At 65.4% G+C, this 15,617-nt stretch carries 14 protein-coding genes; all 14 read left to right on the top strand.

Annotation, left to right across the window (positions count from 1 at the left end; translation table 11 throughout):
• Position 1: 1 nt before the first annotated feature.
• The 14 genes from AC0L3C_RS09570 to AC0L3C_RS09505 are packed head-to-tail and all read left to right on the top strand — an operon-like array spanning position 2 to position 15,588.
• Positions 2–1,123, top strand: coding sequence for a branched-chain amino acid ABC transporter permease (locus AC0L3C_RS09570; protein WP_473407790.1), 1,122 nt, complete (start codon positions 2–4; stop codon positions 1,121–1,123).
• On the top strand, positions 1,116–1,898 hold the full coding sequence (locus AC0L3C_RS09565) for an ABC transporter ATP-binding protein (RefSeq protein WP_007593014.1): 783 nt from the start codon (positions 1,116–1,118) through the stop codon (positions 1,896–1,898). Before AC0L3C_RS09570 ends, AC0L3C_RS09565 begins: the two co-directional genes overlap by 8 nt.
• Positions 1,891–4,104, top strand: a complete 2,214-nt coding sequence (locus tag AC0L3C_RS09560) for a Tm-1-like ATP-binding domain-containing protein (protein ID WP_473407789.1) — start codon at positions 1,891–1,893, stop codon at positions 4,102–4,104. Before AC0L3C_RS09565 ends, AC0L3C_RS09560 begins: the two co-directional genes overlap by 8 nt.
• A gap of 3 nt (positions 4,105–4,107) precedes the next feature.
• Positions 4,108–4,941 carry a phosphoenolpyruvate hydrolase family protein gene (locus AC0L3C_RS09555; RefSeq protein ID WP_473278154.1) on the top strand — a complete coding sequence of 278 codons (834 nt, stop codon included), beginning with the start codon at positions 4,108–4,110 and terminating at the stop codon, positions 4,939–4,941.
• A 25-nt stretch (positions 4,942–4,966) separates the two neighbouring features.
• Entirely contained in the window at positions 4,967–7,870 is a 2,904-nt protein-coding gene (locus tag AC0L3C_RS09550) for a flotillin family protein (RefSeq protein WP_473407788.1), read from the top strand.
• 9 nt (positions 7,871–7,879) lie between these two features.
• Positions 7,880–8,317 carry an SRPBCC family protein gene (locus AC0L3C_RS09545; RefSeq protein WP_007593021.1) on the top strand — a complete coding sequence of 146 codons (438 nt, stop codon included), beginning with the start codon at positions 7,880–7,882 and terminating at the stop codon, positions 8,315–8,317.
• A gap of 5 nt (positions 8,318–8,322) precedes the next feature.
• On the top strand, positions 8,323–8,772 hold the full coding sequence (locus tag AC0L3C_RS09540; RefSeq protein ID WP_473407786.1) for an SRPBCC family protein: 450 nt from the start codon (positions 8,323–8,325) through the stop codon (positions 8,770–8,772).
• On the top strand, positions 8,769–9,587 hold the full coding sequence (locus tag AC0L3C_RS09535; protein WP_473278151.1) for an FAD binding domain-containing protein: 819 nt from the start codon (positions 8,769–8,771) through the stop codon (positions 9,585–9,587). The genes AC0L3C_RS09540 and AC0L3C_RS09535 overlap by 4 nt, the downstream gene beginning before the upstream one ends.
• A gap of 5 nt (positions 9,588–9,592) precedes the next feature.
• Positions 9,593–10,069, top strand: a complete 477-nt coding sequence (locus AC0L3C_RS09530; protein WP_473278150.1) for a (2Fe-2S)-binding protein — start codon at positions 9,593–9,595, stop codon at positions 10,067–10,069.
• Positions 10,070–10,080: 11 nt separating this feature from the next.
• Positions 10,081–11,676 carry a xanthine dehydrogenase family protein molybdopterin-binding subunit gene (locus AC0L3C_RS09525; protein ID WP_473407785.1) on the top strand — a complete coding sequence of 532 codons (1,596 nt, stop codon included), beginning with the start codon at positions 10,081–10,083 and terminating at the stop codon, positions 11,674–11,676.
• A 1-nt stretch (position 11,677) separates the two neighbouring features.
• A complete protein-coding gene (locus AC0L3C_RS09520) occupies positions 11,678–12,700 on the top strand; it encodes a xanthine dehydrogenase family protein molybdopterin-binding subunit (protein WP_007593027.1) in 1,023 nt (340 codons plus the stop codon).
• A 7-nt stretch (positions 12,701–12,707) separates the two neighbouring features.
• Positions 12,708–13,589 (top strand): AAA family ATPase, encoded by an 882-nt coding sequence (locus AC0L3C_RS09515; RefSeq protein WP_473258084.1) that lies wholly within the window; start codon positions 12,708–12,710, stop codon positions 13,587–13,589.
• Positions 13,586–14,707 (top strand): vWA domain-containing protein, encoded by a 1,122-nt coding sequence (locus tag AC0L3C_RS09510; RefSeq protein ID WP_473407784.1) that lies wholly within the window; start codon positions 13,586–13,588, stop codon positions 14,705–14,707. The genes AC0L3C_RS09515 and AC0L3C_RS09510 overlap by 4 nt, the downstream gene beginning before the upstream one ends.
• Positions 14,704–15,588, top strand: a complete 885-nt coding sequence (locus tag AC0L3C_RS09505) for an amidohydrolase family protein (protein ID WP_473258088.1) — start codon at positions 14,704–14,706, stop codon at positions 15,586–15,588. The genes AC0L3C_RS09510 and AC0L3C_RS09505 overlap by 4 nt, the downstream gene beginning before the upstream one ends.
• Positions 15,589–15,617: the final 29 nt, after the last annotated feature.

Genomic DNA, 15,617 nt, shown 5'->3' with positions numbered 1-15,617 from the left:
CATGTCCCTCGCTCACGACGCCCGCGTCACGGTTCGTCCCACCGCTGCGGTACAGCGCTCGAAACTGCGCGGATGGCCGGAGATCGACAATCCGGCGGCCTGGACCGTCGCGGCCATTCTCCTGATCATGCCGCTGATCGCCAACGGCTTCTTCCTGATCGAGATCTTTGCAACCACGCTGATCCTCGGACTCATGGCGCTGAGTCTGATGTTTCTTGCCGGCTATGGCGGCATGGTCAGCCTGATGCAGCTCACCATCGCTGGCTTCTCCGCCTATATGGTCGCGGTGTTTGGCGTCAGCGGCAACGCCAATATCAGCCTGGGCTGGCCGTGGTGGCTTGCGGTCCCGATGGCGCTTGCGCTCGCGACCATCTTCGGCACCCTCGGCGGCGCGCTGGCGGTGCGCACCGAGGGCATCTACACCATCATGATCACGCTCGCGATCGGCGCGGCGTTCTATTATTTCACCAACCAGAACTGGGCGATTTTCAACGGCCATACCGGCATCAATACCGTTGCCACGCCGCACTTCTGGGGCGTCAACTGGCGCGCCGACATTCCTTTCTATTATATCGTCCTCGCCGTAGCCGCGCTGTGTTACTTCGCCGTCGACTACATCTCCCGCGCGCCGTTCGGCCTCGCGTTGCAAGGTGTCCGCGACAATCCCCGCCGCATGGCGGCACTCGGCTTCAACGTCAATGCGCATCGCGTCGCGGCCTACGTCTTCGCGTCCTTCGTCGCGGCACTGGCAGGGGTACTCCAGGTCTGGAATTACCGGCAGATTTCGCCGGGATCCGTGAGCGTCGGGGCCTGCATCGATATCCTCATCATCGCAGTCGTCGGCGGCATCACGCGCCCCATCGGACCCTTTATCGGCGCGCTGATCTTCGTGCTGCTGCGCACTTTCGCACTCGACTTCCTGGTCAAGCTGGGGCTCGACGGCAACCGCTTTCGGCTGCTGATCGGTCTCGGCTTCCTCGCGATCGTGTTCTGGTCCTCGGACGGCGTGATCGGGCTCTGGCAGAGCTGGCGCCGCCGCCAACGCTTCAGCGCGGCGAGTTCAAGCGGACGACCAGGCCGAAAATCTGGCCATGGATCCAACCAAGGATCCAACCATGGATAGCGTCGCGCAACGCCTCTCTGTGGTGGGCGCCGGCGCGGCGCTGGAGCTGCGCGGCGTGACGCGTCTGTTCGGCGCGCTCGCGGCACTCACCGACATCACCATTACCGTCCGCCCAGGCGAACGGCGCGCCGTGCTTGGCTCCAACGGCGCCGGCAAGACCACGCTATTCAACTGCATCACCGGCGACTTCCCACCTTCTAGTGGCACCATCCGCTTCTTCGGCGAGGACGTCACGCACTTCCCGCCCTATGAGCGCATCCGCCGCGGCCTGCGCCGGACTTACCAGATCTCCGCGCTGTTTCCCGGCCTCACGGTCCAGGACAATGTCTATCTCGCCTGCCGTGGCGTCTCACGTGGGCGCTTCTCGTTTCTCCGCCCCGGCCAGAACGATGCGTTGATGCACGCGGCCGAAAATCTCGTGCAGGCCGTCCATCTCTCGGGCGTGAAGGATCAGCGCGTTGCCGAGCTCGCGCATGGCCAGCAGCGCCAGCTCGAGATCGCACTTGCGCTTGCCGGCGCGCCACGATTCGTCCTGTTCGATGAACCCGCCGCGGGACTGTCGCCGACCGAGCGCGCCGAGCTGATCGAAATATTGACCTCCCTGCCCGCGCATATCGGCTACATCATCATCGAGCACGACATGGACGTCGCCCTGCGCGTCGTCGAGAGCGTCACGATGATGCACAACGGGCGGATCTTCAAGGAAGGTCGTCCGCAGGAGATCGAGTCCGATCCCGAAGTGCAGGAGCTTTACCTCGGAGGCGGCCATGAATGAGGTCCGCCGTACGGCCGCCGCCCTCGAAGTGCGCGGCTTGGACGTCTATTATGGCCATTCGCATGCGCTGCAGGGCGTGGATCTGACGCTCGAGGCCGGCGTGTTCTCGGTTGTCGGCCGCAACGGCATGGGCAAGACCACGCTATGCAAGGCCATCATGGGGCTGGTGCCGGTCAGCGGCGGCTCGATCCGCATCCGCGGGGATGAGATCACTCGACAGCCGCCTGCCCACATAGCCCGACTCGGCGTCGGCTACGTTCCGCAGGGACGGCGGCTGTGGCGATCACTCAGCGTCGAAGAGCATCTGCAGCTTGCCGCCGGCTTGCGCCGCGGCGCCTGGACGGTCGAGCGCATCTACAAGACGTTTCCGCGGTTGGCCGAGCGCAAAGATCACGGCGGCGGCCAGCTCTCCGGCGGCGAGCAACAGATGCTTGCGATCTCGCGCGCGTTGCTCACCAACCCGCGGCTTCTGATCATGGACGAGCCCACCGAGGGGCTCGCTCCCGTCATCGTGGCCCAGGTGGAGGAGATGCTGCTACGGCTCGGCGAGGACGGCGACATGTCCGTGCTCGTGATCGAGCAGAATATCGGCGTGGCGACCGCCGTGTCGCGCAACGTCGCGATCATGGTCAACGGTCGCGTCAACCGCATCATCGATTCGGTGCGGCTTGCCGCCGATCGCGAACTGCAGCAGCGCCTGCTCGGTGTCGGAATCCACGCCGGACTCGAGCTCGATCTCGACGTGCCACCGGCGGATACGGAAGCGAAGCCTCCTCCGCAGCAGACGCGGCCAGGCGGCGCGATCCGCATCTACATGTCAAACCCGACGCCGCCGACACGGTGGTCGCAGCCTGTGCCGATCGCCCGCATCGAGGCTGCCGCCCGCACGTTCTCGACACAGGTGATGCGTCTCGACGAGACGGCACGGCGACGGCGCGAACCCGTTGCCACCCAAACGCAGGGCCCTCCGGTCGTGCTCGTCGTCGGTACGCTCGACACCAAGGGCGCGGAGCTCCGCTTCATCCGCGACATCATCGCCGGGACCGGCCTGCGAACGCGATTGGTCGATGTCTCGACCAGCGGCAGGCACGCGGCCAGCGACGTCTCCGCCCAGGAGATCGCCTTGAACCATGGTCGCGGCGGATCGGCGGTATTCGGACCCGACCGCGGCGCCGCCGTCACCGCGATGGCCGAGGCCTTCGCCAGCTGGTTGCGGCGCCAGAACAATGTTGCTGGCGTGATTTCGGCGGGCGGCTCGGGCGCAGCGTCGCTGGTCGCGCCCGGTATGCGGATGCTTCCTGTCGGGGTGCCGAAGCTCATCGTCTCGTCCGTCGCCTCCGGCGACGTCGGGCCCTATGTCGGCCCCGCGGACATCACCATGATGCATTCGGTCGCCGACGTGCAGGGCCTCAACTCGATCTCGCGCGCCGTGCTGGCCAACGGCGCCAACGCGCTGGCCGGCATGGTAAAGGCGCGCCTAGATCAGCACGCACGGAAGGATCGCGACGACAGCGGATTGCCGTCGGTCGGAATCACCATGTTCGGTGTGACCACGCCGGCGGTGCAGAAGATCGCGGCCGACTTGCGCGAGGATTTCGAGTGCCTGGTCTTCCACGCCACCGGCGTCGGCGGGCGCTCAATGGAGAAGCTCGTCGATTCCGGGCAGCTCGCAGGCGTCATCGACCTCACGACCACGGAGGTCGGGGACCTCCTGATGAGTGGCGTGTTCCCGGCCACCGACGACCGCTTTGGCGCCATCATCCGCAGCCGAGTGCCTTATATCGGCTCGGCGGGCGCGCTGGACATGGTGAATTTCGGCGCCCCCGAGACCATCCCGGAGCGCTACCGCGGCAGGAAATTCCACGTCCACAACCCGCAGGTTACCTTGATGCGGACCACGGCGGAGGAGAACGAGCGCATGGGGCACTGGATCGCCGATCGGCTCAACCGGATGGACGGCCCGGTGCGCTTCTTCCTGCCCGAGGGCGGCGTCTCCGCGCTCGACGCGCGAGGACAGCCGTTCTGGGATCCGGACGCCGATGCGGCGCTGTTCCGCACGCTGGAGCGCAATGTACGGCAGACCGCCAACCGTCAGCTCACCCGCGTTCCCAAGAACATCAATGACCCCGAGTTCGCCTCCATTATTGTCAGCGCGTTCCGAACATTGTTCGGCCGCATTGGGGCGCGTCGGAGACTAGCGAGGTGACCGATGGCCCGGTTTGAACGCGCTGCACTGTTGAAGCGCTTCCGCGACATGGCAAGGCGCGGCGAGCCGATCGTCGGCGGCGGCGCCGGCACCGGCCTTTCGGCCAAGTGCGAGGAGGCCGGCGGTGTCGACCTCATCGTCATCTACAATTCCGGCCGCTACCGCATGGCCGGCCGAGGCTCGCTCGCGGGATTGATGGCTTACGGCGACGCCAACGCCATCGTGCTGGAGATGGCCGGCGAAGTGCTGCCCGTCGTGACCAGGACGCCAGTGCTCGCAGGCGTCAACGGCACGGATCCGTTCCGCGACATGGATCTTTTCCTGGACCAATTGAAGGCGCTCGGCTTCGCCGGTGTGCAGAACTTTCCGACCGTCGGCCTTATCGACGGCGTATTCCGCGCCAATCTCGAAGAGACCGGCATGTCCTACGCGCTAGAGATCGACATGATCGCAAAGGCGCGCGAGAAGGACCTGCTGACGACGCCCTACGTCTTTAGCGAGAAGGAAGCCGCCGCGATGGCCATCGCGGGCGCGGATATCATCGTCTGTCACTTGGGCCTGACGACCGGGGGCAGCATCGGCGCGCAGACGGCACTCAAGCTGACGGATTGCCCAGCGCACATCGACACCTGGGCCTCCGCTGCGCTCGGCGTCAATCCGGACATTCTGGTGCTCGCGCACGGCGGACCGATCTCCGATCCGGACGATGCCGATTTCATCATGAGGAACACACGCAATTGCCACGGCTTCTACGGCGCCTCCTCGATGGAACGGCTGCCGGTCGAGCGGGCGCTGACGGATCAGGTTCGCAAATTCAAGGCGATCGGCGCGCGATAACGCCGAAAGGTCGAGGGAGAGAAACATGTCAGGGACTCTGGTCGGTGAATTGATCCTCTGGCTGATCGTCGCCGTCGTGGTGATCGTGGTCGGCGTCTACATCGTGAACTGGCTCTATCACCGCTCGTCCAAGGAGACCTCATTCGTTCGGACGGGCCTGCTCGGCGAGCGCGTCGTGATCAACGGCGGCGCCTTCGTGCTGCCGTTCATCCACGACTACACGCCAGTCAACATGAACGTGCAGCCGATGGGCATCGTTCGCTCCCGCCAGGACGCCGTGATCACCCGTGACCGCATGCGCGTCGACATCGAGGCCGATTTCTATGTCCGGGTGCAGGCAACCCGCGAAGCCGTGTCTATCGCGGCTGCCACGCTCGGCCGCCGCACCATGGAGCCCGAACAGCTCCACGCCCTTCTCGCCGGAAAATTCATCTCGGCCATTCGGTCCGTTGCCTCGGAGATGACCCTCGAGCAGATGCACGAGCAGCGCGGTGAGTACGTCGCCCGCCTCAAGGCGAACGCGGCAGAGGCACTTGCCCAGAACGGACTCGAGTTGGAATCCGTGGCGATCACCGATCTCGACCAGACCGATCTCGAATTCTTCAACCCCTCGAACCGCTTCGACGCCGAAGGTCTGACCCGTCTGATGGAGGACATCGAGGCCAAGCGAAAACTGCGCAACGACATCGAGCAGGATTCGATGATCAAGATCCGCTCCCGCAACCTGGAGGCCGAGCGGCAGGCTCTCGAGATCGAACGCGAAAGCGAGACGGCGCGCCTCGAACAGGAGCGTGACATCGAGATGCGCCGGGCCCTGCAACGCACCGAGGTCGCACGCGAGCGGGCCCTCCGCGAGACCGAAGCCGAGCAGGCGCAGATTTCCGCCCGTGAAACTATCGAGAAAGCACGAATCGCCAACGACCAGGCAATCGCCGAAGCCCGCATCGCCTCGGAGCGTGAGACCCGCCAGCGGGAGATCGAGCGCACCCGGACCATCGAGGAGAAGGAGCTGCTCGCACGCGAGGAGATAGAGAAGACCCGGATCGCCAACCAGCGCTCGATCGACACCAGCCGCATCGCTTCCGAACGCGAGGTCCGCCAGCGCGAAATCGAGCGGATGCAGACCATCGAGGAAGCCGAGATCACCGCCCGCGAGGCGATCGAGAAAGCGCGTATCCAGCAAGACCGCGTCGTGACCGACGCCCGCATCGCCAACGAAGAGGAGACCCGGCGCCGCGAGATCGACCGGACCCGCGCTGTGGACGAAGCCGAGATCGCTGCCCGCGAGACGACCGAGAAGGCCCGCATCGCCCAGACCATGATCGTCAATGTCGAGCGCATCGCGTCTGACGAGCGCACACGCGCGCTGGAGATCCAGCAGGTGCGTAACATCCAGGAAGCCGAAATTGAGGCGCAGCGCGCGGTCGAGGCGGCGCGCATCGCCCGCGAGCACAGGCTCGCCGTCGAGCGCATCGCGGTCGAGCAGAATACCCGGCAGTTGGAGATCGAACGCAATCAGACGCTCGAGGTCGCAGAAGTCACGGCGCGCGAAGCCACGGAAGCTGCCCGCATCACCCAGCAAGAACGCGTGCGCTCCCTGGAAATCGCCCGCAACCGCGCCGTCGAGGAAGCCGACATTGCCTCACGCGAAGCCATCGAAGCCGCCCGGATCGCGCAGGAGAAGTCCGTTGCAGCCGAGCGTATTCAGGCCGAGCGTGACACACGCGCGCTCGAGATCGAGCGCACCGCCGTGCTCGAGGCGGCCGAGTTGAAGCGACGCGACGCCATCGAGCGCCAGCGCATCGGCGTCGATCTCGCGCTCGAAGTCGAGCGGATCACGTCCTCCAAGAAGCGCGAAGTCCTCAACATCGAGCACAAGAAGGCGATCGAGATCGCGGATGAGGACCGCGTCATTGCGCTCTCGACCAAGAAATCCGAGCGCATCGACGCCGACCGCCAGGTCAGGCAGGCTGAGATTGTCGCGCGCAAGGAGGTCGAGACCACCGATGTCTCGCGCGAGCATGCGCTGGAGGCGGCGCGGATCGAACGCCGCCGTTCGATCGAACAGCTCGAAGTCGCTCGCGTCCAGTCGCTCCAGGAAGCGGAAATCGCCGCGCGCGAAGAGGTCGAGCGCTCCCGCATCGCCTCCGATCGCGGCCTCGACGAGGCCCGTATCGGCCGCGAGCGCGAGCTGCGCAAGCTTGAAATTAATCGCGAGAGGGAGGTCGAGACCGTTCTCATGGAGAAGGCGATTGCCATCCACCTCAAGTCGTTGGAAGAATCCGCGGCCAAAGCCTCGGCCGAGGAGGCGCGGGTGCATGCCACTGAAGCCACCGAGCGCGTCATCACCGCGCGCGAGAGCGAGATCGCGAAGCGTCGCAAGACCGTGGAAATCCTGATCGCCGAGAAACAGGCCGAGGAAACGCGAATTGCCGCGGAAGCCGAACGGATCCGCGCTGCAGTCGAGGCCGAGGCCCAGCGTATGCTCAACGAGGCCGAGAACGTGCTAACCGACCAGGCGCGGTACTCGCTGTTCCGTAGAAAGCTGCTCGACCGCATCGAAGGCATCGTCCGCGAGAGCGTCAAGCCGATGGAGAAGATCGAGGGCATCCGCATCCTTCAGGTCGATGGCCTCAACGGCAACGGCCATGGCGGCAATGGCGGCCGTAGCGCGACCGACGAGGTGATCGACTCGGCGCTGCGCTACCGCGTCCAGGCGCCGCTGATCGACTCGCTTCTGGCGGACATCGGCGTCGAAGGCGGCAGCCTCGCCAAGATGCCAGGCCTGATCCGGGAGGCTCGCGACATGCAGGGCATCAAGGACTCCGCACGCAAGGGCGGCGGCGGTGGCGAGAAGCCAGCCGCTGCGCCCTCGCCTTCGGCCGACGGCGAGCCGCCCGCCGAGCGCAGCCCTCGGAAGAAGAGCTGAGGTCGCACCATGGCCCGCGTCTACGTCTCAACCGTCGTCAACGCGCGCAACGATCGCGTCTGGGCGCGGGTACGCGACTTCAACGGTCTGCCGAACTGGCATCCCGCGATCGCGGAAAGCCGCATCGAGGGCGGTGAACCCTCCGACAAGATCGGCTGCGTCAGGGATTTTCGCCTGCGCAACGGCGATCGTATCCGGGAAAAGCTGCTCGGCCTGTCCGATTACGACATGTTTTGCACCTACTCGATCCTCGAATCCCCGATGGGGGTCGAGGACTACGTCGCGACGCTTCGGCTGACGCCGGTCACGGACGGCGACCAGACCTTCATGGAATGGACCGCCGAGTTCGACTGCGCACCCGAGCGGGAGGCGGAACTCGTCGCGAATATCGGCGGCGGCGTGTTCCAGGGCGGCTTCGACGCCCTCAAACGCCAGTTCGGAGGCTGAGCGCGGTGCCGCATATCGTCAAGAGCACGATCCTGGATGCGCCGACCGACTCCGTGTGGGCCGTGCTGCGCGACTTCAACGGGCACGATCGCTGGCATCCGGCGGTCGCGACCTCCACGATCGAGCGTGCGCAGGCCTCAAACAAGATCGGCTGCGTCAGGCGCTTCAAGCTGCAGGACGGCTCGGAGCTGCGCGAGCAATTGCTGACGCTGTCGGATCTGGAGCAGACCTTCAGCTATTGCCTGCTCGATACGCCGGTCCCGATGTTCAACTACGTGGCCCACGTCCGCCTGCTGCCCGTGACGGACGGCGACCGCACCTTCTGGCACTGGGAATCCCGCTTCTCGACGCGGCCAGAGGACAAGGACCGCCTCACTCAAATGGTCGCGGAAGACATCTACCAGGCGGGATTCGACGCGATCCGCCGGCACCTCAAGGAGGCCGTGTCAACATGACTGTGACCGTGAAGACCTTCACGAGCTCGAGCGAGGCCGCCGCCGCGCTGTCGTCCGATCGCAACGCGCGCTATCTCGGCGGCGGCACGCTGGTGATGCGCGCACTGAACGAAGGCGACATCTCGATCTCGACCGTCGTGCGCGCAAATGACCATGCCTTGACGCGCATCGACCCCTCCGGCCCGCGGATCACACTGGGTGCGAGCGTAACTTTCGCCCGGATTCTGGGCGAGCGCGACCTCGCTTTCCTGCACGCCCCTGCCCGCTCGATTGGTGGCCCGGCGGTGCGCAACATGGGTACGGTGGGCGGCAATCTGTTCGCGCCCAATCCCTATGGCGATTTCACCGTCGCCCTGCTTGCGCTCGATGCCACCGTGGCTCTGCAAGGCGGTTTTGGATCGCGCGACATTCCAATTGAGGAGTTTTTGCAGTCGCGTGAAAGGCAGGCGGGCACGCTCGTGCTGTCGGTGTCGTGCACACGACCAACAAGCGCGGAGGCTTTCCGCTACCGCAAGATCGCACGGATCAAGCCCAAAGGCGGCTCGGTCATCACGCTCGCCGCACATCTGCCAATCAGTGGCGGACGGATCGCCGGAGCACGAATTGCATTGGGATCGATGGCGCCGACGCAAATACGTGCACGGGCGGCCGAACGCGCTCTGGAAGGCCGCTCGCTCGATGCCGCGACCGTTGCGGCCGCCGCCTCCGCAGCCGCGGAAGGAACATCGCCGTCCGACAATGCGCTCGGCAGCGCCTGGTATCGCCGCGAGATCGTCGGCGTACACCTGCGTCGTCTTCTTTTGGATCAGGAATAGATCGTATGGCCAAGACTGCCCTGCAATTTCGTCACAACGGCAGCGATGTCGCCATTTTCGTCGATGGCGGCACCAACCTGCTCGTCGCGCTTCGCGAATTGATCGGCGATATGACGCCGAAATTCGGCTGCGGCCAGGGCGGCTGCGGCACGTGCAGCGTCCTGATCGACGGCGAGCTCCATCTCTCCTGTCTGACACTGGCCGAGACCGTCGCCGGCCGCTCCGTCGAGACGCTGGATAGCCTGAAGCAAGGACCCAACCTCCACCCGCTGCAACACGCTTTTGCCGAGAACTTTGCTGCCCAGTGCGGCTATTGCACGCCGGGCATGCTGATGGCTGCCAAGGCACTGCTTGATCGCAATCCCTCCCCGAGCCGCGCCGAGATCGTCGAGGCGATCTCCGGCAACATCTGCCGGTGCACCGGTTACGAGCCGATCATCAACGCCATCCTCGCCGCCTCCGGCGGCCGGGTGAGCGCCTGAAGGACCACATCATGCTGGAACTGCGCAAGGATATTTTCGCCGACGAGCGCGACGACAATCTCAACGAGATCGGCAAGGGAACGCAGCGCCAGGACATGCTCGGCCATGTCACGGGCACATCGAGCTATTTCAACGACCACAAGCTCCAGGGCATGCTGCACCTGAAAGTCGTCCGCTCGACCCATTCGCATGCAAGGATCCGACGGATCGACACCGCGGACGCCGAGCGCTCAGCCGGCGTGCGCCGGATCATCCGCGGCTCCGACGTGCCCCGTAACCTCAACACACTTTTGAGCCTGATCAATTTCGGCAAGGACGACGAGCCGTCGCTGGCTGTCAACAAGGTCCGCTACAAGGGGGAGCCGATCCTGGCCATCGTCGCCGACAGCGAGCGCGAGGCGTTCGAGGCAATCGCAAAGGTGCGGATCGACTATGAGCCGCTGCCGACCGTGCTCGACGTTGAAGATGCTCTGAAGGCCGGCGCGCCCGTCGTCAACGATACCTATCCGAAAAATGCCTTCATTTATCACGACGCATACGACCACCAGAAACTCCGCTTTGGTGACGCCGATGCCGCACTCGCGACCGCCGATCACGTGCTCGAACAGCGTTACCAGATGTCGCCTATCGAGCACGCGCCGACCGAGACCAATGGGGCGATCGCAGCGCCCGACACCAACGGCCGCTATGTCGTCTATACGTCGACGCAGGCGCTGTTCTTCTCGGTTGACACCTGCGCCAAGATCCTCGACGTCCCCTCCAACACCTTCCATTTCATCGGCGGCACGGTCGGCGGCGGCTTTGGCGGCAAGGTGGACACGCTGACCGAACCTTTATGCATCCTGGGTGCGATGCTGACGGGACGTCCCGTGCGTTACGTGTTCGGACGCGAAGAAGAGATGCAATACGGCCCGCCGCGCGGCGCCGAGCGCATCTACATCAAGGACGGCGTGATGCGCGACGGCCGGGTCGTCGCGCGAAAGGTCCGCGCATATTTCGACAGCGGCGCATATACGCGGCTATCGAGCTATGCCGCGGTGAAATGCGCAGCCCATCTGCCGGGCCCCTACACCATCCCGAACGTTTATGGCGACGTCTACTGCGTCTTCACCAACCGTACGCCGGCAACCGCGATGCGCGGCTTTGGCGTCACGGCAATGGATTTTGCGATCGAGTGCCAGATGGACAAGCTCGCGAATCTCGTCGGCATGGATCCGATGGAGTTCCGGATCCTCAATGCCTATCGCGACGGCGACATGAAGGCGCATCGGCGCGAGGCCAAGAACACGGCGCTGATCGAGTGTGTCCAGGTCGCAGCGGAGAAAGCCAAATGGCCGATCCGCGACGAGTTCAAGCGCGCCTCCTCCCGCAAGGACGGTGGCGGCAGCCGCGCCGCCATCCCGCGGACGCCTGCCGATACCAAAGCGCGGACAGCTGCGCCGGCGCAGCAGCGCACGAGCTATGATCGCCTGCCGACGGCCGGGTTACGGGAACCACCGCGCGAGCCCCCACCACCGACTCCGCCCTCGCCGCAGCCACCGCGGCCGGCATCGCCGGCGCATGGGGCGGGCCGCTTCTCATCCGTGTTCGGCACCAGGAGACGTTGAGATGACCCGACATCGCGGACGCGGCATCGCTTCGGTCAATTATCCCATCGGCATGAACCTCGGCGGCGATCCCAGCCAAGCCCTGGTTCATTCCAATCCAAGCGGCAAGTTCACCGTGGCGCTATCCTCGATCGACCTCGGTCAGGGCATGAAGTCGGTAACGCGACAGATTTGCGCAGAGACACTCGGCGTACCCGTCGAGGACGTCTATGTCGACACCGCCGATTCCGACACCGGCCCGCATTGCATGGGCTCGTTTGCCTCGCGCGGCACCCACCGCGTCGGCAATGCCGTGATGGCGGCGGCGCGCGAGGCGCGCGGCGTGATGATGGAGGCGGCCGCAGAGGAACTCGAGGTCAATGCCGCCGATCTCGAAACCGACGGACGGGGCAACATCCACGTCAAGGGTGCGCCGCACCGCTCGATCTCCACCAAGGACGTCGCCATCGCGGCGCAGTTCAAACAGGGCAAGACCATCTCGGGCCGTGGCATCTTCCTGGTGCCGCTCTCGAACGTCGATCCGGAAACTGGCGAGATGTCGCCGGCGACCTGCTATGCCCATGCCTGTCTCGTCGCCGAGGTCGAGGTCGACGACGAGACCGGCGAGGTCACGATGATCCGCATGGACTCTGCCTATGAGCTCGGCCGTGCGCTCAACCCGCGTCTGGTCGAGCAACAGCTCGTCGGCGGCGCCTGGATGGGCGTCAGTCACGCGCTCTACGAGACGCCTGAACCCTATTATCCAGACCCTGTCCACGGCCCTCGCGACTTCGTCGAATATGTCATGCCCGGTCCTGGCGACATCTGCCCGCACGACATCGCCGTGTTGGAACGCCCCGCGCCCGATGGCCCTTTCGGCGCCAAAGGCCCCGGCGAAATGTGCGCGAATCCCGTATTGCCGGCCGTTGCGAACGCCATCTTCAACGCCGTCGGCGTCCGCATCGACGATCTGCCGATTACGCCGGAGAAGGTGCTGCGCGCGATCAAGGCTGAGGGCGGCGCGCGCCCTCAGGCGCGGCGCTGAGGGCGCGATGGCCGTCCGCAGCAACATCGTCGGCATCGATAGCCCCGAAGCACTGGAGAAGGCGCTTCGGGCGGCCTATTACCTCGCCGACGAGGGGCTGGCGACCGCAGCCTATCTCGCTCTCGCACTCGGCAAGCCATTGCTGCTGGAAGGCGCGCCGGGCGTCGGCAAGACCGAGGCCGCCAAAGCCATTGCCGCCGTCCTCGGCCGCCGCCTGATCCGCCTGCAATGCTACGAAGGCATCGACGCATCCGCCGCACTTTACGAATGGAACTATCCGCGCCAGATGCTCGCAATCCGCCAGGCCGGCGATGAGAGCATCGACATCTACGGCGAAACGTTTCTGATCGAGCGACCGATGTTGGCGACGCTCCGCGCGCCTGACTCAACTGTGCTGCTGATCGACGAAATCGATCGCGCCGACCAGGAGTTCGAAGCCTTCCTGCTCGAGTTTCTGTCCGACTTCCAGATCTCGATCCCGGAGCGCGGTACGGTGCGTGCCTCGGAGCGTCCGGTCGTCGTCCTGACCTCAAACCGCACGCGGGATCTTCATGAAGCGTTGCGGAGGCGCTGCGTCTATCACTGGATCGACTATCCCTCGGCGGAGCGCGAAGCCCGCATCGTGATGATGCGGGCCTCCAGCGTTGCGGAGGGGACCGCGCGCGCCGTCGTCGCGGCCGTCGAGAAGCTGCGGCGCGAGCCGCTCAGCAAGGCGCCAGGGATTGCCGAGGCCGTCGACTGGGCTGAGGCCGCCACGCTGTTGCACAAGGGCGGCGCGCGGTGGCCCGATGCCTTCAGGCGCTCGATCGGCGTTGCCCTGAAAGACGAGGAGGATCTGCACTTCATTTCGCCGCGGCTGGACGCCCTGCTGGCGGAGGCCTCTGCATGAGCGCCGAACCCGAACTGCCGCGCGCTGCGCGTGTTTTCATCTCGTTCGTGGGGCTCCTGCGAACGAACGGGTTTGCCGTCGCACCGGAACAGACGACCTCGTTCCTGGCCGCGATCCAGTTGCTCGGTCCCCGCAGCCTGGAGGACATTCGGCAGGCAGCCCTCGCGACACTGGCCCCTCCACCGGAGCGTCGCGCAACGTTCGACCGGCTGTTCGATCTGCACTTTCGCGGAAACGAGGCCATCGGGCGCGTCGATGATGGCGAGGACGAGGAGACGGTTCGGCTGCAGGAGGAGGCCCGTGGAAACGACGAGCCGCTGTTGTCGGACGAGGCCAACGAGTCCGGTCTCGCAGCTGCGCGCACCGAAGCTCTGGTCGAGCGCCGCTTTGCGCAGCTCTCGACCACCGATGCGCTGCGCCGGCTGTCCCGCGAGGCGTCCAGGCGCCTGCCGAAGCGGCGCGGCCATCGCCGCATGCGGGCACGCAGCGGTCCCTACGCGGATTTGCGCCGCACCCTGCGCGACTCCGTGCGCAGCGACGGCGAAATCCTCCGGCTGGGACGTTTGAAGCGGCGGCAGCGTCCACGCAAGGTGTTGCTTCTGATTGACGTCTCCGGCTCGATGAAGACCCGCACCGAAGAGAACATGAAGTTCGCGCACACGCTAGTGCAGGCGGCGCCCACCGTCGAGGTCTTCACCTTCGGCACGCGGCTGACCCGCATCACCCGCCCGTTGCGTCTCAAACGCCGTGAGCAGGCGCTCAACGCCGCAGCCTATGCGGTCAGCGACTGGGACGGCGGCACCCGGATCGGCGACGCGCTCCAGGCCTTTCTCGCCGTGCCCCGCTTCAGCGGATACGCGCGGGGCGCTGCCGTGATCATCGTTTCCGACGGCCTGGAGCGCGGCGAACCCGATGTGCTGCGCGATGCGGTCGCGAAACTATCGCGCCGTGCGTGGCGCGTGAGCTGGCTGACGCCGCTCGCGGCTGGTCCCGGCTTTCGCCCGCAGACCGAAGCGCTGGTCGCGATCGAACGCTTCGTCGACGACCTCGTCGATGGAGGATCGAGCGCGTCGATCGTCGCGCACGTGCTGGCGCTGGGACAAAGGAGAGTTGCGTGACCGACATCGTCGATGGGCACCATCATATCTGGCGCCAGGCCGACCTGCCCTGGCTGGTGGGTCCGATGCAGCCGCGCATCTTCGGTCCATACGAGCCGATCCGGCGCGATTACCCGATAGAGGAATATCTCCGCGACCTTGAAGGCAGCGGCGTCACCCGCTCGGTCTATGTCCAGACCAACTGGGCCAATGACCGCTTCGAGGACGAGGCGGCCTGGGTGCAGCAGACCGCCGAGGCGCACGGCTGGCCGCATGCCATCGTAGCTTACGCCGATTTTTCAGTGGACGACGTGCGTCCACAGCTCGACCGCCTGAAGCGCTATTCCCTCGTACGCGGCGTCCGCATGCAACTGCATTGGCACAAGAACCCGCTATATCGCTTTGCCGCGCGGCCGGATCTCTGCACCGATCCCGTGATCCAGCGCAACATCGCCCGCCTTGCGGGCTATGGCTGGAGCTTTGACCTTCAGGTGTTCACACCCCAGATGCCGGATGCCGCACACCTTGCGGAAGCCTGCCCCAAGGTGACCTTTATCCTGCAGCACGCCGGCATGCTGGAGGACCTTTCACCCTCAGGCCGCGCCGCGTGGCGCGCCGGGATGGCCCGCCTCGCAGCCTGCCCGAACGTCGTTTCGAAACTGTCGGGGCTCGGAACCTTCATCCACCGCAACGAGGCCGCGCATATCGCATCCGTCCTGGTCGATACGATCGCGATCTTCGGCGCTGAACGCTGCCTGTTCGGCTCGAATTTCCCAATCGAGAAATTGTGGACCAGCTATCGCGAGCTGATCGATGCGTTCCGTGCCGCAGCGGCGCCGCTACGAGATGATCAGCGCGAAGCCGTTTTCAGAACCACCGCCATGCGCGTCTATCGGCTCTGAGCCTGAGGAAACGAACGAAAACAGACACT

The organism is Bradyrhizobium sp. WSM4872 (assembly GCF_055811715.1).
The sequence above is the reverse complement of the archived record's forward strand: the minus strand, read 5'-3'. Positions and strand labels throughout refer to the sequence as shown.

Coding starts and splice junctions, on each gene's coding strand:
- AC0L3C_RS09570 (WP_473407790.1), top strand. CDS start 2: ATGTCCCTCGCTCACGACGCCCGCGTCACGGTTCGTCCCACCGCTGCG.
- AC0L3C_RS09565 (WP_007593014.1), top strand. CDS start 1,116: ATGGATAGCGTCGCGCAACGCCTCTCTGTGGTGGGCGCCGGCGCGGCG.
- AC0L3C_RS09560 (WP_473407789.1), top strand. CDS start 1,891: ATGAATGAGGTCCGCCGTACGGCCGCCGCCCTCGAAGTGCGCGGCTTG.
- AC0L3C_RS09555 (WP_473278154.1), top strand. CDS start 4,108: ATGGCCCGGTTTGAACGCGCTGCACTGTTGAAGCGCTTCCGCGACATG.
- AC0L3C_RS09550 (WP_473407788.1), top strand. CDS start 4,967: ATGTCAGGGACTCTGGTCGGTGAATTGATCCTCTGGCTGATCGTCGCC.
- AC0L3C_RS09545 (WP_007593021.1), top strand. CDS start 7,880: ATGGCCCGCGTCTACGTCTCAACCGTCGTCAACGCGCGCAACGATCGC.
- AC0L3C_RS09535 (WP_473278151.1), top strand. CDS start 8,769: ATGACTGTGACCGTGAAGACCTTCACGAGCTCGAGCGAGGCCGCCGCC.
- AC0L3C_RS09530 (WP_473278150.1), top strand. CDS start 9,593: ATGGCCAAGACTGCCCTGCAATTTCGTCACAACGGCAGCGATGTCGCC.
- AC0L3C_RS09525 (WP_473407785.1), top strand. CDS start 10,081: ATGCTGGAACTGCGCAAGGATATTTTCGCCGACGAGCGCGACGACAAT.
- AC0L3C_RS09520 (WP_007593027.1), top strand. CDS start 11,678: ATGACCCGACATCGCGGACGCGGCATCGCTTCGGTCAATTATCCCATC.
- AC0L3C_RS09515 (WP_473258084.1), top strand. CDS start 12,708: ATGGCCGTCCGCAGCAACATCGTCGGCATCGATAGCCCCGAAGCACTG.
- AC0L3C_RS09510 (WP_473407784.1), top strand. CDS start 13,586: ATGAGCGCCGAACCCGAACTGCCGCGCGCTGCGCGTGTTTTCATCTCG.